This window comes from Streptococcus sp. STR1/CE/0325 (genome assembly GCF_055386095.1).
Genome location: NZ_AP045018.1, coordinates 88752 through 111847, shown reverse-complemented (window position 1 = coordinate 111847; position 23096 = coordinate 88752). Strand labels below are relative to the sequence as shown.

At 45.9% G+C, this 23096-nt stretch carries 15 protein-coding genes, 2 tRNA genes, 3 rRNA genes and 1 riboswitch; of the genes, 2 read left to right on the top strand and 18 right to left on the bottom strand.

Annotation, left to right across the window (positions count from 1 at the left end; translation table 11 throughout):
- Positions 1–13: 13 nt before the first annotated feature.
- From ACZ49W_RS00615 to hisS, 3 genes are all read right to left on the bottom strand, one after another.
- On the bottom strand, positions 14–961 hold the full coding sequence (locus ACZ49W_RS00615; RefSeq protein ID WP_464813419.1) for a YitT family protein: 948 nt from the start codon (positions 959–961) through the stop codon (positions 14–16).
- On the bottom strand, positions 951–2702 hold the full coding sequence (gene aspS, locus ACZ49W_RS00610; RefSeq protein WP_464813418.1) for an aspartate--tRNA ligase: 1752 nt from the start codon (positions 2700–2702) through the stop codon (positions 951–953). The genes ACZ49W_RS00615 and aspS overlap by 11 nt, the downstream gene beginning before the upstream one ends.
- A 136-nt stretch (positions 2703–2838) precedes the next feature.
- Positions 2839–4119 (bottom strand): histidine--tRNA ligase, encoded by a 1281-nt coding sequence (gene hisS / locus ACZ49W_RS00605; RefSeq protein WP_464813417.1) that lies wholly within the window; start codon positions 4117–4119, stop codon positions 2839–2841.
- A 118-nt stretch (positions 4120–4237) separates the two neighbouring features.
- A riboswitch (PreQ1 riboswitch) is annotated at positions 4238–4282 on the top strand.
- Positions 4283–4396: 114 nt separating this feature from the next.
- Between hisS and ACZ49W_RS00600 the strand changes: the two genes are divergently transcribed.
- Both ACZ49W_RS00600 and ACZ49W_RS00595 read left to right on the top strand, forming a co-directional pair.
- Entirely contained in the window at positions 4397–5383 is a 987-nt protein-coding gene (locus tag ACZ49W_RS00600; protein ID WP_464813416.1) for a nucleoside hydrolase, read from the top strand.
- Positions 5384–5386: 3 nt separating this feature from the next.
- The gene (locus ACZ49W_RS00595) at positions 5387–5932 is read left to right on the top strand and encodes an ECF transporter S component (RefSeq protein ID WP_464813415.1); all 546 of its coding nucleotides are present in this window, start codon (positions 5387–5389) and stop codon (positions 5930–5932) included.
- 275 nt (positions 5933–6207) lie between these two features.
- Here the strand turns inward: ACZ49W_RS00595 and ACZ49W_RS00590 are convergent.
- From ACZ49W_RS00590 to rpoB, 15 genes are all read right to left on the bottom strand, one after another.
- Positions 6208–6281: transfer RNA gene (locus ACZ49W_RS00590), tRNA-Asn, on the bottom strand.
- Positions 6282–6286: 5 nt separating this feature from the next.
- A 5S ribosomal RNA gene (gene rrf / locus ACZ49W_RS00585) occupies positions 6287–6402 on the bottom strand.
- Between the two features lie 93 nt (positions 6403–6495).
- A 23S ribosomal RNA gene (locus ACZ49W_RS00580) occupies positions 6496–9394 on the bottom strand.
- A 120-nt stretch (positions 9395–9514) separates the two neighbouring features.
- Positions 9515–9587: transfer RNA gene (locus tag ACZ49W_RS00575), tRNA-Ala, on the bottom strand.
- 65 nt (positions 9588–9652) lie between these two features.
- Positions 9653–11200 (bottom strand): 16S ribosomal RNA (locus ACZ49W_RS00570).
- Together the 16S, 23S and 5S rRNA genes with 2 tRNA genes alongside form the textbook arrangement of a ribosomal RNA operon.
- Positions 11201–11473: 273 nt before the next feature.
- Complete coding sequence (gene comGG, locus ACZ49W_RS00565; protein ID WP_464813414.1) at positions 11474–11779, bottom strand: competence type IV pilus minor pilin ComGG; 306 nt, start codon at positions 11777–11779, stop codon at positions 11474–11476.
- Positions 11757–12191, bottom strand: coding sequence for a competence type IV pilus minor pilin ComGF (gene comGF, locus ACZ49W_RS00560; protein ID WP_464813413.1), 435 nt, complete (start codon positions 12189–12191; stop codon positions 11757–11759). The genes comGG and comGF overlap by 23 nt, the downstream gene beginning before the upstream one ends.
- Complete coding sequence (gene comGE, locus ACZ49W_RS00555; protein ID WP_464813412.1) at positions 12178–12471, bottom strand: competence type IV pilus minor pilin ComGE; 294 nt, start codon at positions 12469–12471, stop codon at positions 12178–12180. Before comGE ends, comGF begins: the two co-directional genes overlap by 14 nt.
- On the bottom strand, positions 12425–12862 hold the full coding sequence (comGD, locus tag ACZ49W_RS00550; RefSeq protein WP_464813411.1) for a competence type IV pilus minor pilin ComGD: 438 nt from the start codon (positions 12860–12862) through the stop codon (positions 12425–12427). The genes comGE and comGD overlap by 47 nt, the downstream gene beginning before the upstream one ends.
- Positions 12831–13145: a competence type IV pilus major pilin ComGC gene (gene comGC / locus ACZ49W_RS00545; RefSeq protein WP_464814935.1), complete on the bottom strand. Its 315-nt coding sequence runs from the start codon at positions 13143–13145 to the stop codon at positions 12831–12833. Before comGC ends, comGD begins: the two co-directional genes overlap by 32 nt.
- A gap of 23 nt (positions 13146–13168) precedes the next feature.
- Positions 13169–14212 (bottom strand): competence type IV pilus assembly protein ComGB, encoded by a 1044-nt coding sequence (comGB, locus tag ACZ49W_RS00540; RefSeq protein WP_464814934.1) that lies wholly within the window; start codon positions 14210–14212, stop codon positions 13169–13171.
- Positions 14133–15077 (bottom strand): competence type IV pilus ATPase ComGA, encoded by a 945-nt coding sequence (gene comGA, locus ACZ49W_RS00535; RefSeq protein ID WP_464813410.1) that lies wholly within the window; start codon positions 15075–15077, stop codon positions 14133–14135. Before comGA ends, comGB begins: the two co-directional genes overlap by 80 nt.
- A gap of 59 nt (positions 15078–15136) precedes the next feature.
- The gene (locus ACZ49W_RS00530) at positions 15137–15517 is read right to left on the bottom strand and encodes a DUF1033 family protein (RefSeq protein WP_464813409.1); all 381 of its coding nucleotides are present in this window, start codon (positions 15515–15517) and stop codon (positions 15137–15139) included.
- Between the two features lie 119 nt (positions 15518–15636).
- Entirely contained in the window at positions 15637–19311 is a 3675-nt protein-coding gene (gene rpoC, locus ACZ49W_RS00525; RefSeq protein ID WP_464813408.1) for a DNA-directed RNA polymerase subunit beta', read from the bottom strand.
- 79 nt (positions 19312–19390) lie between these two features.
- Positions 19391–23008 carry a DNA-directed RNA polymerase subunit beta gene (gene rpoB / locus ACZ49W_RS00520; RefSeq protein WP_464813407.1) on the bottom strand — a complete coding sequence of 1206 codons (3618 nt, stop codon included), beginning with the start codon at positions 23006–23008 and terminating at the stop codon, positions 19391–19393.
- Positions 23009–23096: the final 88 nt, after the last annotated feature.

Genomic DNA, 23096 nt, shown 5'->3' with positions numbered 1-23096 from the left:
CCCCCTCCTTCTTCTAACGGTCATCATCCACAAAACGACCAATAATATGCACATCAGCTGAGACAGACACAAAGGCTTTCGGGTCTGTTTTTTTCATCCAATATTTAAAATCTGAAAACTCTGCACGGGTAATCACCGTTAGGAGAATGACTTTTTTCTCATGATTGTAGGTACCTTCTGCATCATTGATACAAGTCACTCCGCGGTGCATTTTCTTATGAATCATCCGTGTCACTTTCTCACCTTGACTGGTGATAATCATGGCTTGCATCTTCTTTTGCTTGGTAAAGAGGGCATCCGTCACTCGGCTGGTCACAAAAATAGCCACTAATGAGTAAAGCGCATGTTGCCAACCAAACAAGATCCCCGCCAAAATCATAATCAAGCCATTGACCACCATGGAGATATTACCGACGTCACGTCCCGTCTTTTTTCTCACATACAGGCTGATGATATCCGTTCCCCCGCTTGAGATGTTTTGGCGAAAGCTATAACCAATCCCCACACCCAAGAAAAGCCCCCCAAAAATCGCATTGATAATGGGATCGCTACTCAATCGAATCGTCGGAACCAACTGAATAAACAAGGAACTTAAACTGACCGTAATAAAGGTGAAAATGGTAAATTTTCGGCTCAATTGAAACCAAGCCAAGACCAAAAGCGGCGCATTTAAGAGATAAAAGGCCAGTGAGAGCGGAAAATCAAAGCCAAACAGCCGATGGCTAATCGCCGCAAGAACCTGAGAAAGTCCCGTAACCCCACTAGAATAGACCCCTCCAGGTAGGAAGAAAAAATTCACCGCAATACTGGACATGAGGCCGTAAAAGAGAGCTGCCGAAAATTTTTCAGCATAGCGCCCCCTCGAGACCTCCCTGACCAGACGTGATAAGCCTAGCTTTTTAGCCAGACGTTTGAGCGTAAATCTCAATTTTTTTAACAAAGATGCTTTTTTAGTCTTCATAATCCAATGTTTGAAGCGCCAACTCATCCAATTGTTTTTCTGAAACTTGGCTCGGTGCTTGAGTCATTGGATCTGTGGCCTTATTATTCTTAGGAAAGGCGATAACCTCACGGATATTGTCCTTACCAGCTAGCAACATGACAAAGCGGTCAAGACCAATGGCCAAGCCACCGTGTGGCGGGAAACCATAGTCCATGGCTTCTAGGAGAAAACCGAACTGTTCTTTGGCTTCTTCTTTAGAAAAACCAAGGGCTGTAAACATGCGTTCCTGTAAATCTCGTTGGTTAATCCTAAGGCTACCGCCACCTAGTTCATAACCATTGAGGACAATATCATAAGCAATAGCTCGAACCTTAGCCAAATCTCCCTCCAACTGGTCTTCGCTATCTTTAGTTGGTAAGGTGAAAGGATGATGAGCGCTCATGTAGCGTCCCTCTTCTTCAGACCATTCAAACATCGGCCAATCCACCACCCATAGGAAGTTATAGCGGCTCTCATCAATCAAGCCTAGTTCTTTTCCAAGACGCACCCTAAGAGCCCCCAGCGTGCTATTTGCTACCTCTAAGCTATCTGCTACAAAGAGAACCAAGTCATTGTCTTCCAATTGTAACACATCTTTAAGCCGTTCCTCTACTGGTGTGAGGAACTTGGCAACTGGACCATTGAGGCTGCCTTCGACTTGCTTGACCCAAGCAAGACCCTTAGCACCAAACTGTTTGGCCATTTCGGTCAATTTATCAATATCTTTACGCGAATAGTGGTCTGCTGCGCTCTTCACCACGATAGCCTTAACCGCAGGAGCTTCTGAAAAGACCTTGAAGTCTAGCTCCCTCACATACTCCGTCACATCTTGGAGCAACATCTCAAAGCGGGTATCTGGCTTGTCAGACCCATAAAGACTCATGGCTGTTTCATAGGTCATACGAGGAAATGGCAACTGCACCTCTAGTCTCTTGGTTTCCTTCATCACACGAGCAATCATGCCCTCTACCAAGTCTTGAATATCTTTGTCAGATAAGAAAGAGGTCTCCAAATCCACCTGTGTAAACTCTGGCTGACGATCCCCACGCAAATCCTCATCACGGAAACACTTGACAATTTGATAATAGCGGTCAAAACCAGCGTTCATCAAAAGCTGCTTGGTAATCTGAGGACTTTGAGGCAAGGCGTAAAAATGTCCCTTGCTCACCCGACTTGGCACCAAATAATCCCTCGCCCCTTCTGGTGTGGACTTGGTCAACATGGGTGTTTCCACATCGATAAAGCCTTGCTCATCCAAATAATTGCGAATGCTGTGGGTCACCTTGGCGCGCAATTTAAAGTTTTCCAGCATCTCTGGACGACGCAAGTCCAGATAACGGTAGCGAAGACGCATATCATCGCTGACCTCAACCCCATCTTTGATTTCAAAAGGCGTGGTCTTAGCGGTATTTAAGACCGTCAAATCCCGGACTTGCAACTCCACTTCACCAGTTGGCAGTTCTTGATTGGCCACTTCACGCGCAACCACAAGACCCGTCACGCTGATGACATACTCACTTCTCAAACTATCTGCGAGTTCAACAACTTCAGGAGCTGCTGTTTCTGGATTGATGACCAGCTGCATGATGCCTTCACGGTCACGCAAATCAATAAAAATCAAGCCACCTAGATTTCTTCTTTTGGCTACCCAGCCTGTCAAAGTTAATTCTTGTCCGATTTGGTCTGGTCTCACCAGACCTGCATACATGGAACGTTTCATATTCTGTCACCCTTCAAAAAAAGTAGTTGCTTCTATTGTACCATAAAGCCCCCAAAAGGGCAGTATGTTTTGAGATTTTTCTTGACAAGAAAAAGACAAACCCTGCTCGTTTTGGGTCTGTCTTTTGACTTGATTTTTAGGCTTCAAATTTTTCTAAAATAGCTGCAAAGTTCCCCATGAGCTCTTCTAGACTCGCCTTTACCTCTTGTCTGGTTGCATTATCTTTGACCACCACTTGATTGGTGCTTACTTCTTCTTCACCGAGGGTCACAATATAACGTGCCTTAAATTGGTCAGCTGCCTTGAACTGAGCTTTCAGCTTACGTCCTAGATAATCCCGCTCTGCCACATAACCTTGATTTCGAACGCCTTCCACCAAGGCTAGCGCAACAAAATTCGCCTCCTCTCCCAAAACAGCAACATAAAGGTCCAAAGGTACCTCCTTTTTTGCCCCCTTATCCTGTTTTTCAAGTACCAGAAGAACCCGCTCCATGCCAAGACCAAAACCAAAGGCTGGGGTTTGTGGACCACCAAAATACTCCACTAGCTGGTCATAACGTCCACCAGCACAAATGGTCAACTCTGTTCCTTCAACGCTCGTCATAAACTCAAAAATCGTGTGGTTATAGTAGTCTAGCCCACGCACCATATTAGGGTCAATCACATAAGCAATCCCAAGAGCATCTAGCATCTGACGCACTTGTGAGAAGTGTTGTTGGCTCTCCTCATCTAAGTAATCCAAAATAGACGGTGCTCCCACCAGAGCAGCCTTGTCCTCTTTTTCCTTACTATCCAAAACCCGAAGAGGATTTTCCACCAAGCGCCGTTGACTGTCTGCTGATAATTGATCCTTTAGAGGGGTCAAATAGTCAATCAAGGCCTGACGATAGGCTGCTCGACTAGAACTGGTCCCAAGTGTATTGAGATGAAGCGTCACATCATCAATGCCTAACTCTTGAAACAAGGCATGCGCCATGGCAATGGTCTCAACATCCGTTGCTGGATTTTTAGAACCAAAACATTCTACACCAATTTGGTGAAACTCACGCAATCTTCCAGCTTGAGGGCGCTCATAACGAAACATCGATCCCATATAATAGAGTTTAACGGGTTTTTGCACTTCTGGTGCAAACAGCTTATTTTCCACATAAGCCCGCACCACAGGAGCCGTTCCTTCTGGACGCAGCGTAATATGACGCTCTCCTTTATCGTAGAAATCATACATTTCCTTGGTCACAATATCCGTCGTATCTCCAACAGAGCGGCTAATCACCTCATAGTGCTCAAACATTGGCGTTCTGATTTCCCCGTAGCGGTAACGTTCAAACGTGCGTCTTGCCGTGTCTTCCAAATATTGCCACCTCAAAGAAGATTGAGGTAAACTATCTTGTGTGCCTTTTGGCTTTTGTAATCTCATGGTCTTACTCCTTTTCTTCCTCTATTTTACCATATTTATTCTTTTTCATCATGAGAACTTGCTAAGATGGCGCACTCATGGTACAATAACAACATCACAATCAGAAAAAAATCATTTTTCTGGACTGGTTCGCAAACTTCCCAGAATAAAAAACTAAAGTACCTTTTTAGAAAAACAAAGCGGTCAATAGCAACACCGCCTTATTTGAGGAAGAAAGAGAATCAGGGATACTATCAAAAGATATATCCCTTTTTATTGTGTTAGAAAGAAGGTTTCTATGACAAAACAAAGCATGATTATTGACTGTGACCCTGGTATTGACGATAGCTTGGCCCTCCTTTATGCCATTAAACACCCTAAAATAGAGGTAGTTGCCATTACCATTACCGCCGGAAATTGCCCACTTGAACTCGGTATTAAAAATGCCTTGACCATTTTAGAGCGCACCAATCGTTTAGATATTCCAATCTACGCTGGTGCAAAGGCACCCTTGGTAAGAGAGTTCATCTCAGCTCAGGACACCCATGGTGAAGACGGTCTTGGAGAAATCTATCACCAACTCCTTGATGATTATCCCATTCAACCAGAAAGCGCGACAGACTTTCTAGCCAACTATTTCAAAAATCCGACTGATACTAGCCTTGTCGCACTTGGTCCCTTAACCAATATTGCCCTCGCTCTTGAAAAAAATCCTAAACTGGCTCAGCATGCCAAACGTTTTGTCAGCATGGGAGGGACTTTTAAGTCACATGGAAATTGTTCCCCAGTTGCCGAGTACAACTACTGGTGCGACCCCCACGCTGCCCAATCTGTTTTTGCCACAGCCAAAACTACTACCGAAATGGTCGGACTCGATGTCACTCGAAAAATTGTTCTCACCCCTAACTTATTAACCTATATGCACCGCATTAATCCTGAAATGACTAGCTTTATAGAAGCAATCACTCGCTTTTATTTTGACTTTCATTGGCAGTATGAACATATCATTGGTTGTGTCATTAACGATCCTCTCGCAGTCGTTTATACCCTTAATGATCAAGTCTGCCAAGGATTTGACAGTTATACTGAAATTGTGACATCTGGTCCCGCTCTTGGACAAAGTATTGTTGATCAATTTGATTTTTATCACAAACCAGCCAACAGTCATATTCTAACACAGGTTGATGTTTTTCGTTTTTGGACGGATTTTCTCAGTACCTTATTAGATTATCCAAAAGAAAAGATCGCAACCGATCTGATCACTTTACAGTTAGGAGAAGCTTAAAACATGACGTTTAAAACCCGACACCTCACCTTCATGGCTATCAGCATTGCCCTAAATCTTTTACTGAGCAATCTCGCTCTCTTTCTCAAATTACCTATCTATCTGGATACCATTGGCACATTATTTATGACCATCAGCTATGGACCTCTCCTTGGTATCCTAACCGCCCTCTTGACGGCTCTGATCAACGCCATCACCACGGATATCTTTGCCCTTTATTATGCACCAGTTGCCATTAGTCTTGCTCTTCTAGCTAGTTTCATCATTCCAAAATCAACAAAGCTAAAGCCATCTCAGCTCTTTCTCAAAAGTCTGCTGCTCTCCCTTCCAGGGACCGCTATTGCAGCCTTGATAACAGTCCTGCTTTTTCACGGCATCACCTCCAGCGGCTCTAGCCTCATCGCGCAAGTCTTGCATCACCTTGGACTCAACCTCACCACCAGCCTCATCATAACCCAAGCCTTAACAGACTATTTAGACCGCCTTCTCTCTTTATTTTTCACTTTAAAACTCATCACACTTATCTCTCCACAGAAACACAAAGCCTAAAATAATTCCTATCAACATCTGATAGGGATTTTAGATTGAGTCTATCATAACTTTAGAACTTATATCACCAACGTCCTCAAACTTCCTTCTTCCAACACTAAACGCGAAACCACAAACAAACTCACCTAAGATGTCAAACTCCGAGCCTTTTGATTCTACAACTTCAAAAAAGAGAAAACCAAAAAAAGAGAGAACGCATTTGGTTCTCCCTCCTTGCTCATCATAGATCAGCCATGGAAAATAAAAAAAGCCTTGCTTACCAAGGCCTTCCTCTACTCCGCCAGTAGGACTCGAACCTACGACATCATGATTAACAGTCATGCGCTACTACCAACTGAGCTATGGCGGATTAACGCTAAGCAACGACCATATCTCACAGGGGGCAACCCCCAACTACTTCCGGCGCGCTAGGGCTTAACTGCTGTGTTCGGCATGGTTACAGGTGTATCCCCTAGGCTATCATCACTTAACTCTCTAAGTCGCTTAATCGACTCAAAATTGAATACCTTATCATTATAACAACTTCTAAACCAACTGTCAATACTTACTTTTCATCACTTATCTAGGATAAGTCCTCGAGCTATTAGTATTAGTCCGCTCCATTGCTCACACAACTTCCACTCCTAACCTATCGACCTGATCTTCTCTCAGGGCTCTTACTAACTTAACGTTATGGGAAATCTCATCTTGAGGGGGGCTTCGCACTTAGATGCTTTCAGCGCTTATCCCTTCCCTACATAGCTACCCAGCTGTGCCTCTGGCGAGACAACTGGTACACCAGCGGTAAGTCCACTCTGGTCCTCTCGTACTAGGAGCAGATCCTCTCAAATTTCCTACGCCCGCGACGGATAGGGACCGAACTGTCTCACGACGTTCTGAACCCAGCTCGCGTGCCGCTTTAATGGGCGAACAGCCCAACCCTTGGGACCGACTACAGCCCCAGGATGCGACGAGCCGACATCGAGGTGCCAAACCTCCCCGTCGATGTGAACTCTTGGGGGAGATAAGCCTGTTATCCCCAGGGTAGCTTTTATCCGTTGAGCGATGGCCCTTCCATACGGAACCACCGGATCACTAAGCCCGACTTTCGTCCCTGCTCGAGTTGTTGCTCTCGCAGTCAAGCTCCCTTATACCTTTACACTCTGCGATTGATTTCCAACCAATCTGAGGGAACCTTTGGGCGCCTCCGTTACCTTTTAGGAGGCGACCGCCCCAGTCAAACTGCCCGTCAGACACTGTCTCCGATAGGGATCACCTATCTGGGTTAGAGTAGCCATAACACAAGGGTAGTATCCCAACAGCGCCTCCAGCGAAACTGGCGTCCCGCTCTCATCGGCTCCTACCTATCCTGTACATGTGGTACAGATACTCAATATCAAACTGCAGTAAAGCTCCATGGGGTCTTTCCGTCCTGTCGCGGGTAACCTGCATCTTCACAGGTACTAAAATTTCACCGAGTCTCTCGTTGAGACAGTGCCCAAATCATTACGCCTTTCGTGCGGGTCGGAACTTACCCGACAAGGAATTTCGCTACCTTAGGACCGTTATAGTTACGGCCGCCGTTTACTGGGGCTTCAATTCATACCTTCGCTTACGCTAAGCACTCCTCTTAACCTTCCAGCACCGGGCAGGCGTCACCCCCTATACTTCATCTTACGATTTCGCAGAGAGCTGTGTTTTTGATAAACAGTTGCTTGGGCCTATTCACTGCGGCTGACCTAAATCAGCGCCCCTTCTCCCGAAGTTACGGGGCCATTTTGCCGAGTTCCTTAACGAGAGTTCTCTCGCTCACCTGAGGCTACTCGCCTCGACTACCTGTGTCGGTTTGCGGTACGGGTAGAGTATGATACAACGCTAGAAGCTTTTCTTGGCAGCGTGACATCACTCACTTCGCTACTAAACTTCGCTCCCCATCATAGCTCAAGGTTATAGGTACAAGCATTTAACTCATACCACCCCTCACTATTTAGACGTGCTCTTCCAATCGCACGCTTGAGTTAGCCTTCTGCGTCACTCCATCACTTCATACTCTAGTACAGGAATATCAACCTGTTGGCCATCGGATACACCTTTCGGTCTCTCCTTAGGTCCCGACTAACCCAGGGCGGACGAGCCTTCCCCTGGAAACCTTAGTCTTACGGTGGATGGGATTCTCACCCATCTTTCGCTACTCATACCGGCATTCTCACTTCTATGCGTTCCAGCGCTCCTCACGGTACACCTTCACCACACATAGAACGCTCTCCTACCATACCATAAAGGTATCCACAGCTTCGGTAAATTGTTTTAGCCCCGGTACATTTTCGGCGCAGGGTCACTCGACTAGTGAGCTATTACGCACTCTTTGAATGAATAGCTGCTTCTAAGCTAACATCCTAGTTGTCTGTGCAACCCCACATCCTTTTCCACTTAACAATTATTTTGGGACCTTAGCTGGTGGTCTGGGCTGTTTCCCTTTCGACTACGGATCTTAGCACTCGCAGTCTGACTGCCGACCATAATTCTTTGGCATTCGGAGTTTATCTGAGATTGGTAATCCGAGATGGACCCCTCACCCAAACAGTGCTCTACCTCCAAGAATCTTAATGTCGACGCTAGCCCTAAAGCTATTTCGGAGAGAACCAGCTATCTCCAAGTTCGTTTGGAATTTCTCCGCTACCCACAAGTCATCCAAGCACTTTTCAACGTGCCCTGGTTCGGTCCTCCAGTGCGTCTTACCGCACCTTCAACCTGCTCATGGGTAGGTCACATGGTTTCGGGTCTATAACATGATACTAACTCGCCCTTTTCAGACTCGGTTTCCCTACGGCTCCGCTTCTTCCACTTAACCTCGCATCATATCATAACTCGCCGGTTCATTCTACAAAAGGCACGCTCTCACCCATTAACGGGCTCGAACTTCTTGTAGGCACACGGTTTCAGGTTCTATTTCACTCCCCTCCCGGGGTGCTTTTCACCTTTCCCTCACGGTACTGGTTCACTATCGGTCACTAGGGAGTATTTAGGGTTGGGAGATGGTCCTCCCAGATTCCGACGGGATTCCTCGTGTCCCGCCGTACTCAGGATTCTGCTAGGTATAAAGACTATTTCGAATACGAGGCTTTTACTCTCTTTGGCTCATCTTCCCAGATGATTCTTCTATATTCTTTAAGTCCACATCGCAGTCCTACAACCCCGAAGTGTAAACACTTCGGTTTGCCCTCCTGCCGTTTCGCTCGCCGCTACTCAGGCAATCGCTTTTGCTTTCTCTTCCTGCAGCTACTTAGATGTTTCAGTTCACTGCGTCTTCCCTCCTCTACCCTTAACAGGTAGGGATAACAGGCATAACCTGTTGGGTTCCCCCATTCGGACATCTCTGGATCAGCGCTTACTTACAGCTCCCCAAAGCATTTCGTTGTTCGTCACGTCCTTCATCGGCTCCTAGTGCCAAGGCATCCACCGTGCGCCCTTACTAACTTAACCTTATTTTTTGACTCTACTCTTAAGTCTCGTATTACAGCGTTTCGGTTTATTTTCTTGTTACTATTTGATATAGATATTCAATTTTCAATGGACTAAACTTAGGATAACAAATGTACCCTATGGAGCCTAGCGGGATCGAACCGCTGACCTCCTGCGTGCAAAGCAGGCGCTCTCCCAGCTGAGCTAAGGCCCCACAAGACCTCTCAAAACTAAATAAGAACCAAGTAAATCCGTTCCAGTATCTCTACTGTTCCTTAGAAAGGAGGTGATCCAGCCGCACCTTCCGATACGGCTACCTTGTTACGACTTCACCCCAATCATCTATCCCACCTTAGGCGGCTGGCTCCTTACGGTTACCTCACCGACTTCGGGTGTTACAAACTCTCGTGGTGTGACGGGCGGTGTGTACAAGGCCCGGGAACGTATTCACCGCGGCGTGCTGATCCGCGATTACTAGCGATTCCGACTTCATGTAGGCGAGTTGCAGCCTACAATCCGAACTGAGACTGGCTTTAAGAGATTAGCTTGCCGTCACCGACTCGCAACTCGTTGTACCAGCCATTGTAGCACGTGTGTAGCCCAGGTCATAAGGGGCATGATGATTTGACGTCATCCCCACCTTCCTCCGGTTTATTACCGGCAGTCTCGCTAGAGTGCCCAACTTAATGATGGCAACTAACAATAGGGGTTGCGCTCGTTGCGGGACTTAACCCAACATCTCACGACACGAGCTGACGACAACCATGCACCACCTGTCACCTCTGCTCCGAAGAGAAAGCCTATCTCTAGGCCGGTCAGAGGGATGTCAAGACCTGGTAAGGTTCTTCGCGTTGCTTCGAATTAAACCACATGCTCCACCGCTTGTGCGGGCCCCCGTCAATTCCTTTGAGTTTCAACCTTGCGGTCGTACTCCCCAGGCGGAGTGCTTATTGCGTTAGCTACGGCACTAAGCCCCGGATAGGGCCTAACACCTAGCACTCATCGTTTACGGCGTGGACTACCAGGGTATCTAATCCTGTTCGCTACCCACGCTTTCGAGCCTCAGCGTCAGTTACAGACCAGAGAGCCGCTTTCGCCACCGGTGTTCCTCCATATATCTACGCATTTCACCGCTACACATGGAATTCCACTCTCCCCTTCTGCACTCAAGTCCCGCAGTTTCCAAAGCGTACTATGGTTAAGCCACAGCCTTTTACTTCAGACTTACGAAACCGCCTGCGCTCGCTTTACGCCCAATAAATCCGGATAACGCTCGGGACCTACGTATTACCGCGGCTGCTGGCACGTAGTTAGCCGTCCCTTTCTGGTAAGTTACCGTCATAGTGTGAGCTTTCCACTCTCACACCCGTTCTTCGCTTACAACAGAGCTTTACGAACCGAAGTCCTTCTTCACTCACGCGGCGTTGCTCGGTCAGGGTTGCCCCCATTGCCGAAGATTCCCTACTGCTGCCTCCCGTAGGAGTCTGGGCCGTGTCTCAGTCCCAGTGTGGCCGATCGCCCTCTCAGGTCGGCTATGTATCGTCGCCTTGGTAGGCCTTTACCCTACCAACTAGCTAATACAACGCAGGTCCATCTCTTAGTGACGCTCTTGCGCCTTTCAAACCTATGCCATGCAGCATAAGCTGTTATGCGGTATTAGCTATCGTTTCCAATAGTTATCCCCCGCTAAGAGGTAGGTTACCTACGCGTTACTCACCCGTTCGCAACTCATTAGAGAGAAGCAAGCTCCTCTCCTCTGCGTTCTACTTGCATGTATTAGGCACGCCGCCAGCGTTCATCCTGAGCCAGGATCAAACTCTCGTTTAAATCTTACTCATGCTATTGCTAGCTTTTTCTTTATTGACGGGTTACTTCGTGTAACCCTTACTTGGTTGTTTCTTATTTAGTTCTCAAAGGTCTTTTGCGCTCTCTCAAGCGACAACTACTATATTCTAGCAAACTTCAGCACAACTGTCAATACCTTTTTTAAACTTTTTTTAGCTTTTTTTCTCCAGATCTTAAAAACCTTAGAACAACTGGGATTTAAGCAGGAGCCTCAAAGCTCACAATCTAAAAAACAGCCTTGCGGCTGCTGTTATCTCACTCTTTTTGATAAAACTGGTAGGTATAAGTTTCGCCATTTTTTAATCGAACCAAAATTTCTTGCTGATGATCTTTTCCTTGTTTCTTGGTTTGTCCCGTAGTAAAGGTCAAGGTCTCTTGATTTTTTTCTTCCAGAGCTAATTGGGTCATGAGATAGGCGCGACTATTGTCCTCTAGTGAGGTCAACTCCTTTTGGTGATCGATGACTTGAGTGATATAAAATTGGAGAAGAAGGAGAAACAAGCTAGACATCAGTAAAGCGTAAAGTAAGACCCCTCCTTTAACTTGGGTTTTCCATCGCATATTGAAAAGTCCTTTCTCCACCTTGTTTGAAGGATAGCTGAATGGTGATGATATTGCCTGCTTTTTTGATTTGTGTTGCTTTTAAACCTGTCATCATGGGTTGATAGCCTCTGCCGTCAGCATTGGTTTTACGAAAATCATCGGCTTTAGATTGGCCAAAAGCCAATTCTTGGCTGCCTTTTTTAATATACAACTTGTGCTGCTCTACTTTGACAAACTCACCACCTTCTAGTTCTTTTCGTAATTGCTGACAAAAAAGAAGCCAGTCTCGCTGCGTATTTTCCGACAGATGATGAACATTGTGCACCAAGACCTTGGTCAAACCTTGATATACCGATATGGAACCCACTAAGACCAAGAGGGCAACCAAGCACTCCAAAAGGGTGAAGGCTCTGACCTTACGCTTTTTCAATCGCTAACACCTCTTTCTTCTCATGATAAACTCGAATGCTGGTTTTCGTTTTTTTCACTCTGACACTGACACCATTGAGTGAGAGACTTTCTTGATTGGTTTGAACCGCCATCTGGGCAACATTCAAAATTTCTTGTCTTTTTAACTGACTGAAACGATTAGCCCGCTCTTGATTAACCTGCCCTAAAATAAGGCTTGTAATCGTGACTAAGATAGCTAAGGCGCTCAAGCTCTCAAGAAGAATGTATCCTTTTAGTTTCTGTTTTTTTATAATGCCCACTCCCTATATATAACTGATAAGCAACCACCTTCTCCTGCGATTCAAAGCTAATCTTAGAAAGAGAAGAATTGCCTCCTTTAGCATTAAAAATCAAGCGGTAAGAAGCCACAGGCTGAATGGTCTTTGGAATGGAGAGACGTTTTTGCCCATTGTTTATCTCTTTTTCTCCAATCTCAAGAGTTAGCTCCTTTTGCTGACTGACTGCTAATTTTTGGGTGTGGCGGTACATTTGCTCAAAGGAGAGGAAAAATAAATTTTGTTCCACCTTGTCAAAGGTCGATTTTACCCCACCTGAAAAGGTAAAGAGTAAAAAACTGACCACAACCAAGACACATAGACTTTCTAATAAAGTGAAAGCCTTAATTGTCAACTGCACGCGCTTCATTCCCATGCTTACTGTAATAATCGTTATAGGCTTTGGCTTGTTTTTCTGTGATATTGCCCTTATTAACGAGCGCTCGAAGGGTTGCTCTATCATCGCTATTTAGCTCATAAAGTTCGGCTTGGCTTTCCACAACCTTGACAACAGCAGCGGTACCACTTTCTTTGACCTTGTCTTTTTGTTGACTGAGATTAGGGACAAACAAAAGCAGCAAGACGCTGATGATTAAAAGGACCACAAGCATTTCCACCAACGTGAAGGCGCTTGCCTTTTTTCTGCTTATTTTTCTCAATTTTTCTACGAGTTTTTGTTTCATTATAACGTCACCTCCATACTGTGATACATTGGTAATAACATGGCAGCATAAATCATAACGATGACCACTGCGACAAAAATAAAAATGAGGGGTTGAATCAGCTGGGTTGCCTGATGCAGTCGGCTGAAAAAACGTTCCCAGATTTCTCTGGCATAAATGCTCAATTCTTGACCTAATTTGGATTTGACCTGACCGTATTCAATCATCAGACTGAGCTCTCTTAAAAAGAAAGGATAGCCTTCTACAATGGTATGAAAAGCCTGTCCTGTTAAAAGTCTTTCCTCCATGTCGTGTCCAATTTCTTGAAAAAGAGAAGACGACTGTTCTTGCATCAGAGCAACCAAATCAACCAAGCCAATGCCCTGCCCCATGAGATTTCCCCATTCTCTAGCGTAATATGCCGTGAGATAGAGCTGAACGGTCTTTCCGATAAAGGGCAGACGACTTAATTGTGTGACCCATTTCAAGCGAGGCACTTTTTGATAATAGCGATAAACCAGCCCAATCAAACAAAGCATCACCCCAGCCCCTGTAAAAAAGAGACTTGGAAACAAAGCAACCAGCTGAGTGGCAAGATTACCCTCCTCTAGCTGAGGCAGGAGATAATTTTTGAGTCCAATCATGATGAGCATCAAAAACGAAAGCAATAAGATGGGGTAGGTTGCCACTTCAATCAGCTTTTTACGAACGCTAGCCATCTGTAAGAGATAATCATCAATCAAGGCCATACTGCTGACCAAATCCCCGTGCTCCTCGGCAAGAGACAACTGGGTGACAATTGCATCAGAAAAGCCTAAGCGTTTTAAAAGCTGCGATAAGGTCTCACCGGATAGTAGCCCCTCTTCTAGTCGATGAACATAAACTTCCTCTAAGAGCTGACTACGCTTTAGAAAGACCACAATCTCATTGAGGGTAAAGCCACTGACCAAGAGGCTGTGAAAGAGCTGAATGACCTTTCTTTGCTTAGCGAGAGGTAATTTTTTCAGCCTGTGCTTCTTCAAGAGAGAGAAGTCCTTTTTCCACCAGCTGGTCGATTTTGGCATTCCATCTGTCTGGGACGTAATTTTCAAACTGTTCGGTCGCAAGATCAATCACACCTCCTCCCCCAATTAACCGCTGATAAACGATAGCGCGAAGGCTATGATACAATTCTTCCTTGGTGACCCCAAGCTCTAACAATCTGGCATAAACCCCTGAGATACTCTTGGCATGCACCGTTGAAAGAACAATAGTGCCTGTCAAACTGGCTCGAATGGCTGCTTGGGCGGTTTCTTTGTCCCTAATCTCCCCAATAATCAATAGATCCGGACGATGCCGCAAGGAGAGTTTGATTAAATTATCATAAGTCGCACCAATGCTGGGATTGACCTGTAATTGCAACATGTGATCTTGCTTAATTTCAACCGGATCTTCAATGGTAATGGTTTGTTTATGCGCAAATTTTTCTTGAATCAGTTGATGCATCAAGGTGGTTTTTCCGCTACCGACCGGACCGGAAAACAGGTACAGCCCTCGTTCTTGCAGGCAAGGTAAAATGGATTCGAGGGCATCGAAATGGTAGGTCAGATTTCGTTTGCCATCAAATAAAATCCGAATCACCAAACTTTCATCATTTTTGTAATCGCCCACACTTGACAGCCTCAACGAAACCGCTTGATTGTCGCCATAAGCATAATCACAAGAACCAAGCTGACTGCGTCTTTTCTCTCCGACATTCATGCCTGCTACAAATTTAAAGTGGCTAATCAGCGCCATTCCTTCTTCTCTTTTAAGAGAACGCTCAAAGACACGCCTGTCTTTGATACGCAAATAAAGTTCGTAGGATGATTGTCTAGGAAGCAGATAAATATCTTGTGCTTCTCTTTCTACCGCTTCTTGAATCATACTTTTTCCAAGTTCTTGTATCATCTCAACCTCCTTACCTAACTATTCGCAAAACCATAAAAAAATAGCCTAAGTCAATAAACTTAGACTATCTTTTTTGTTTGAAAAGAAACACTGCAAGCATAAGGAAGGCTCTGATCGTTTGCTTTTTCATAACCTGGACGATGACAATCAAAGGGAAGCTCCTGCCAATTCGCCAACAAAGCTACTGAGTGATAACGTTGTAAATAATCCACACATTCCTCGCACCAAAACTGTTCTCTCTTATTCCAAAAAGCACTCATCAATGAACTCTTGCTAATAAAACTAGGATAGCGAGCAGCAAGATTAAACCATTCTTTCTTATAGTGTTTTAGGGCGGTATAATAATCATCAAATTCTTTAACCGTGACGATGTCTTTCTTCCAATCGTCTAAAAACCACCATGGCTCACTGTCGCCACATAACGTAATAACTTGATACATCTTTTTTTCCTCTTACTAAGACTTCTATTATACTCTATTTTCTTCCAAGATTAAACCTTTTTGCTTAAATAAACATTAAAAAAGCGTTTGAAACAATTCCTTGTTTCAAACGCTTCTGATTATTTCACTGCCACTTTCTCGATTTCTTTTTCATTTTCAAGAATTTGCTTGGCAGCTTCTGGGGTATCAATGTCTTCTTGTTCTTTGACTTCAAATTCATTGATAGCTTGTGGTTCGATATTGCGGTAACGTGCCATACCAGTACCTGCTGGGATGATCTTACCGATAATGACATTCTCCTTAAGTCCAAGGAGGTGATCTTTCTTACCACGAATGGCAGCATCAGTAAGGACACGAGTGGTCTCTTGGAAGGACGCTGCTGAGAGGAAGGAATTGGTTTCAAGGGAAGCCTTGGTAATTCCCATAAGGACTGGACGGCTGGTTGCTGGAAGGCCACCTGCGATGAGGATTTCCTTATTGGCATCGGTAAAGTCTGAGATGTCCATAAGAGTTCCTGGAAGGAGATCGGTATCTCCTGGATCCATGACACGCACCTTGCGTAGCATTTGACGAACCATGACCTCAACGTGTTTATCGCCGATTTCTACCCCTTGGCTACGGTAAACTTTTTGCACTTCTGAAAGCAAATAAGTTTCAACAGACAAGGTATCGCGCACTTCGAGAAGGCGTTTTGGTTGGATAGACCCTTCGGTCAGCGCAGAACCACGCTCCACTTGATCGCCAACGCCAACTTTCATACGGGCTGTGAATGGTACGATATACTCGCCCATCCCCCGTTCACCTTTGACGTAAACCTTCTTGGTTCTGGTTGAAGCATCTTCTTCAATCTCGATGACTTCACCTTTCATCTCAGTGATAACAGCTTCCCCTTTTGGATTTCTCGCTTCAAAGATTTCCTGAATACGTGGCAAACCTTGGGTGATATCGGTATTTGACGCTACCCCTCCGGTATGGAAGGTCCGCATGGTCAACTGAGTACCCGGCTCACCGATAGACTGAGCGGCGATGGTGCCGACTGCTTCACCGACTTCAACGGCATCCCCTGTTGCTAGGTTGATACCGTAACAGTGACGGCAGACACCATGACGGGTGTTACATGTAAAGACAGAGCGGATGGTTACTTCTTCAACACCAGCTACGACGATCTCTGCTGCCATGTCCTCAGTGATGAGTTCGTTAGCACCAATGATGATTTCACCAGTTTCTGGATGACGGACACTCTTCTTGGTATAACGGCCTTGAAGACGTTCTTCCAGCGTTTCAGTGACTTCCTTACCATCTGTGATGGCGCGAATCTTGAGACCACGGTCTGTGCCACAGTCATCTTCACGGATAATCACGTCCTGTGCCACGTCAACCAAACGACGGGTCAAGTATCCAGAGTCAGCGGTTTTAAGAGCGGTATCGGTCATCCCTTTACGCGCACCGTGAGTAGAGAAGAACATTTCCAATACGGACAATCCTTCACGGAAGTTAGATAGGATTGGCAATTCCATGATACGACCATTTGGTGCAGCCATCAGACCACGCATCCCCGCAAGCTGGGAGAAGTTGGAGATGTTACCACGGGCTCCAGAGTCCATCATCATAACGATTGGGTTCTTTGGATCTTGGGTTTCAATCAAGCGTGCTTCTAGCTCTTCTTTGGCTTCACGCCAAGTTCCTGTGACCGCAGCGTAGCGATCATCATCAGTCATGAGACCACGACGGAAAGCCTTGTTGATTTCTTCGACCTTCTTGTGGGCCATGTCAATGATGTCTTGCTTGTTATCAATCACAGGAATATCAGCAATCCCCACGGTCAAACCAGCTAGGGTAGAATGGTAGTAACCAAGGTCTTTCAAACGGTCAAGAAAGGCGGATGTTTCCGTTGTTCTCAGACGTTTGAAGGTTTCTGCGATGATATTTCCGAGATTTTTCTTCTTAAATGGGAGGTTCAACTCAAGGGCATCGATAGCTTTTTTGATGTCTGTCCCTGGTTCTAAGAAGTACTTGTCTGGTGTTTTTTCGGTTAAGTTGCTGTTGGTTGGCTCTTGGAGATAAGGCAGATCCGCTGGAATAACCTCATTGAACAAGATCTTACCAACTGTTGTAATCATAATCTTGTGGCGTTGATCGTCTGTCCACGGTTTGTCTGGCATGCTATCTACCGCAATCCCAACACGGCTATGAAGATGGACCAAACCATTGCGGTAAGCCATCACAGCTTCGTCTGCATCCTTAAAGACCATACCTTCGCCTTCGCGACCAGCCTCTTCCATGGTGAGGTAGTAGTTTCCAAGTACCATGTCCTGAGATGGGGTAACAACTGGTTTTCCATCTTTTGGATTCAAGATGTGCTCAGCAGCCAACATCAAGAGGCGAGCTTCGGCTTGGGCTTCTTCTGACAATGGCACGTGAATGGCCATTTGGTCTCCGTCAAAGTCGGCATTATAGGCCTCACACACGAGAGGGTGAAGACGTAGCGCACGTCCATCAATAAGGACTGGTTCAAAAGCCTGAATCCCCAAACGGTGGAGGGTCGGTGCGCGGTTAAGGAGCACAGGATGCTCTTTGATGACTTCTTCTAGGATGTCCCAAATACGCTCATCCCCACGCTCAATCATGCGCTTAGCGGCTTTGACGTTTCCTGCGTAATCACGAGCGACAATCTCGCGCATCACAAACGGTTTAAAGAGCTCAATTGCCATCTCACGTGGCACACCACATTGGTACATCTTAAGAGTTGGACCAACAGCGATAACGGAACGTCCTGAGAAGTCCACCCGTTTTCCGAGCAAGTTTTGACGAAAACGCCCTTGTTTTCCTTTGAGCATGTGGCTGAGGGACTTGAGTGGACGGCTACCTGGACCAGTAATCGGACGACCACGACGACCATTGTCAATCAGAGCATCAACAGCTTCTTGGAGCATACGTTTTTCATTTTGAACAATGATACCTGGCGCATTAAGTTCCAAAAGGCGAGCAAGACGATTATTCCGATTGATAACACGACGATAAAGGTCGTTAAGATCAGATGCAGCAAAACGACCACCATCCAACTGCACCATTGGACGTAAGTCTGGTGGAAGGACTGGAAGGATGTTGAGCACCATCCACTCTGGTTTATTACCAGATTTGTAGAAGGCATCAAGAACATCTAATCGACGAATGGCCTTGATCCGTTTTTGACCAGAAGCGGTACGGAGTTCTTCTTTGAGGGCTGCAATTTCAGCTTCTAAATCCACCTGTTTCAAGAGATCTTGAATGGCTTCTGCCCCCATCTTAGCGACGAAAGAACCTGGACCATACTCCATGAGTTTTTCACGGTATTCGCGCTCGGTTAAAAGCGTCTTTGGCTCAAGCGGTGTATCCTTTGGATCGATAACAACATAAGCTGCAAAGTAAATGACTTCTTCCAAAGCACGTGGACTCATGTCAAGCGTCAATCCCATACGGCTTGGAATCCCTTTGAAGTACCAAATATGAGAGACTGGGGCTTTCAACTCAATATGTCCCATACGCTCACGACGCACCTTGGCACGCGTCACCTCAACCCCACAACGGTCACAGACGATCCCCTTGTAACGGATGCGTTTGTATTTCCCACAGGCACATTCCCAATCCTTGGTCGGACCAAAGATAACTTCGTCAAAGAGACCTTCGCGTTCTGGTTTTAGGGTACGATAGTTAATGGTTTCTGGTTTCTTGACCTCACCGTAAGACCATGAGCGAACCTTACTAGGTGAAGCGAGAGTGATTTGCATACTTTTAAAACGATTTACATCAACCACTATAACTGACCTTTCTTTTTTAATTTCATACGAGGTGGGCTAGAAGCAACCACTAAGGAAAGATGGAGCAAAATTTGACCTATCCTTCCTCTGTTGTTACTACTTCCTCGATTGCTTCAGCAATTTCAACTGCTGTTTCTTCTTTTTCTTGCTCTTCTAGAGCTGCTTCTCTGGCTTGTTTTTCACGGGCTTTTTCTAATTCGTCCACGTGCATCACATCATCATCTTCGCCCTCATCAAGGTCACGCAGTTCGACTTCGATATTGTCTTCGTCAAGGACACGCATGTCAAGACCGAGTGATTGCAACTCTTTGACCAAGACACGGAAGGATTCTGGAACACCTGGTTTTGGAATCGGTTTGCCTTTGGTAATAGCTTCATAAGCTTTGAGACGACCAGTGACATCGTCTGATTTGTAGGTCAAGATCTCTTGGAGCACGTTTGAGGCACCATAAGCTTCAAGCGCCCACACCTCCATCTCACCGAACCGTTGTCCACCAAATTGGGCTTTACCACCGAGTGGTTGTTGGGTAACAAGTGAGTAAGGACCTGTTGATCTGGCATGGAGTTTATCGTCAACCATGTGGTGAAGTTTGATCATGTACATGACCCCAACAGAAACACGATTATCAAATGGCTCACCTGTCCGACCATCATAAAGAACAGTCTTGGCATCGCTTGCCATACCAGCTTCCTTGACCGTTGACCAAAGATCTTCTGAGGTTGCCCCATCAAAGACTGGAGTCGCAATGTGAATACCAAGGTTACGAGCCGCCATACCAAGGTGAAGTTCCATAACCTGACCGATGTTCATCCGTGATGGCACCCCAAGTGGGTTCAACATGATGTCAACCGGCGTACCGTCAGGAAGATAAGGCATGTCCTCAATCGGTACAATCCGAGACACAACCCCTTTATTTCCGTGGCGTCCCGCCATCTTGTCCCCAACCTTAATCTTACGTTTTTGGGCAATGTAAACACGCACCAACATATTGACACCTGATTGAAGCTCATCACCATTAGCACGGGTAAAGATCTTCACATCGCGGACAATACCGTCTCCTCCGTGAGGGACACGAAGAGAGGTGTCACGAACTTCACGAGATTTGTCTCCAAAGATAGCGTGGAGCAAGCGTTCTTCGGCCGAAAGATCTTTTTCCCCTTTAGGTGTAACCTTACCGACCAAGATATCGCCTTCTTTGACTTCTGCTCCGATGCGGATAATCCCCATCTCATCCAGATCTTTAAGGGCATCTTCACCCACGTTTGGAATCTCACGAGTGATTTCTTCAGGGCCTAACTTGGTGTCACGAGTTTCACTTTCAAACTCTTCTAAGTGGACCGAGGTGTAAACATCCTCTTTGACCAAGCGTTCACTCATGATGACAGCATCCTCAAAGTTATACCCTTCCCAAGTCATGTAGGCAACGATTGGGTTTTGACCAAGCGCCATTTCTCCATTTTCCATAGAAGGACCGTCTGCAATAAAGTCACCTTTTTCGACCAAATCGCCGACCTTAACAAGGGTGCGTTGATTGTAGGCTGTTCCTGAGTTGGAACGACGGAATTTGGTAATGTGATAGACATCAAGGCTACCGTCCTCACGGCGCACCTCGACCTTGTCTGCATCTGAGTAGACTACACGACCGTCATGTTTAGCAATCACCGCTGCACCTGAATCGTGGGCAGCTTGATATTCCATTCCAGTTCCCACATATGGTGCATGAGGATCAATAAGAGGGACTGCCTGACGTTGCATGTTGGCACCCATGAGGGCTCGGTTCGAGTCATCGTTTTCCAAGAAAGGAATACATGCCGTCGCAACAGCTACTACCTGTTTTGGTGATACGTCCACATAATCAACGATGGCTGCTGGGAACTCTTGGTTGTTACCTTGATGACGACCCATGACGATCTCTTCTGCAAAAGTGCCGTCTTCGTTCAATTTAGAGTTAGCCTGAGCCACTGTGTACTCATCTTCTTCATCTGCTGTCAACCAGACAATCTCGTTGGTTACTTGACCCGTTGCACGGTCCACCTTACGGTAAGGTGTTTGGATAAAGCCGTACTTGTTCAAATGTCCGTAAGACGACAAGTTGTTGATCAGACCGATGTTTGGTCCTTCAGGCGTTTCAATCGGACACATCCGACCGTAGTGGGTGTAGTGCACGTCCCGAACCTCGTAGCCGGCACGGTCACGGGTCAAACCACCCGGTCCAAGGGCAGACAAACGACGTTTGTGGGACAACTCAGAAAGTGGGTTGTGTTGGTCCATGAACTGAGATAACTGAGATGAACCAAAGAATTCTTTGACCGCTGCGGTCACTGGACGAATATTGATAATTTGTTGTGGCGTGAGGGATTCATTGTCCTGCACACTCATGCGCTCACGCACGTTTCGTTCCATACGGGCAAGACCGATACGGAATTGATTAGCTAGCAACTCGCCCACCGCACGGATACGACGGTTTCCAAGGTGGTCGATATCATCAACCTTGCCAAGACCTTCTGCCAAGTTTAAGAAGTAACTCATGGTCGCAAGGATATCAGCTGGGGTCAACGCACGAACCTTGTCGTCTGGATTGCTGTTGCCAACGATAGTCACCACACGATCAGGGTCAGTTGGAGCCACTACCTTGAATTTTTGAAGGACCACAGGCTCGGTCAACACAGCAAAATCATTTGGCGTGTAAACAAACTTGTTCAAATCCCCATCCAAATGCTCTGCAATGCTGTCAATGACATCACGGGTCATCACAGTGCCTTTTTCCACCAAGATTTCACCCGTTTCTGGGTCAACCAGATTTTCAGCGATGGTTTGGTTCAAAAGGCGGGTTTTAACGCTGAGTTTTTTATTGATCTTGTAGCGACCAACGCCTGCTAAATCGTAACGACGTGGATCAAAGAAACGAGCAATCAAAAGGCTACGAGAACTTTCTGCTGTCTTTGGCTCACCTGGACGAAGGCGCTCATAGATTTCTTTGAGGGCTTCATCTGTTCTAGAGTCGCTTGGATTTTTATGAATGTCTTTTTCAATGGTATTGCGTACCAGCTCGCTATCGCCAAAGATATCGACAATCTCATCATCACCAGAAAAACCAAGGGCACGCACCAGCGTGGTAAATGGAATCTTACGTGTACGGTCGATACGAGTATAAGCAATGTCCTTGGCATCTGTTTCTAACTCAAGCCAAGCTCCACGGTTTGGGATGATGGTTGAGCCGTAACCAACCTTACCATTTTTATCGATTTTTTCATTGAAGTAAACACCGGGAGAGCGCACCAACTGAGAAACGATGATCCGCTCTGCTCCGTTGATGATAAAGGTTCCCATCTCCGTCATGAGTGGGAAATCACCAAAGAAGACTTCTTGCGTCTTGATTTCGCCTGTTTCTTTATTGATTAGCCTAAAGGTCACAAAAAGTGGTGCAGAATAATTGGCATCATGAGCACGCGCCTCTTCTAGGGTATATTTAGGCTCTTTTAGTTCATAACCAACAAATTCCAACTCCATGCTGTCGGTGAAGTTGCTGATCGGAAGCACATCTTCAAAGACTTCCCTCAAACCACTATCTAAAAAGTCACGGAATGAATCGGTTTGAATTTCAATCAAATTTGGCAAATCAAGAACTTCTTTAATCCTTGAAAAACTACGACGTGTCCGGTGTTTACCGTACTTAACTTCATGTCCTGCCACGTGATAACTCCTTTAACTAAGATACTAAGCCCGGTCCGCTTTAGCGGACATTTTCGTAGAAAATTAGAAAAGGTGACGCAGTGCCTCT

Coding starts and splice junctions, on each gene's coding strand:
- ACZ49W_RS00615 (WP_464813419.1), bottom strand. CDS start 961: ATGAAGACTAAAAAAGCATCTTTGTTAAAAAAATTGAGATTTACGCTC.
- aspS (WP_464813418.1), bottom strand. CDS start 2,702: ATGAAACGTTCCATGTATGCAGGTCTGGTGAGACCAGACCAAATCGGA.
- hisS (WP_464813417.1), bottom strand. CDS start 4,119: ATGAGATTACAAAAGCCAAAAGGCACACAAGATAGTTTACCTCAATCT.
- ACZ49W_RS00600 (WP_464813416.1), top strand. CDS start 4,397: ATGACAAAACAAAGCATGATTATTGACTGTGACCCTGGTATTGACGAT.
- ACZ49W_RS00595 (WP_464813415.1), top strand. CDS start 5,387: ATGACGTTTAAAACCCGACACCTCACCTTCATGGCTATCAGCATTGCC.
- comGG (WP_464813414.1), bottom strand. CDS start 11,779: ATGCGATGGAAAACCCAAGTTAAAGGAGGGGTCTTACTTTACGCTTTA.
- comGD (WP_464813411.1), bottom strand. CDS start 12,862: ATGGGAATGAAGCGCGTGCAGTTGACAATTAAGGCTTTCACTTTATTA.
- comGB (WP_464814934.1), bottom strand. CDS start 14,212: ATGCCAAAATCGACCAGCTGGTGGAAAAAGGACTTCTCTCTCTTGAAG.
- comGA (WP_464813410.1), bottom strand. CDS start 15,077: ATGATACAAGAACTTGGAAAAAGTATGATTCAAGAAGCGGTAGAAAGA.
- ACZ49W_RS00530 (WP_464813409.1), bottom strand. CDS start 15,517: ATGTATCAAGTTATTACGTTATGTGGCGACAGTGAGCCATGGTGGTTT.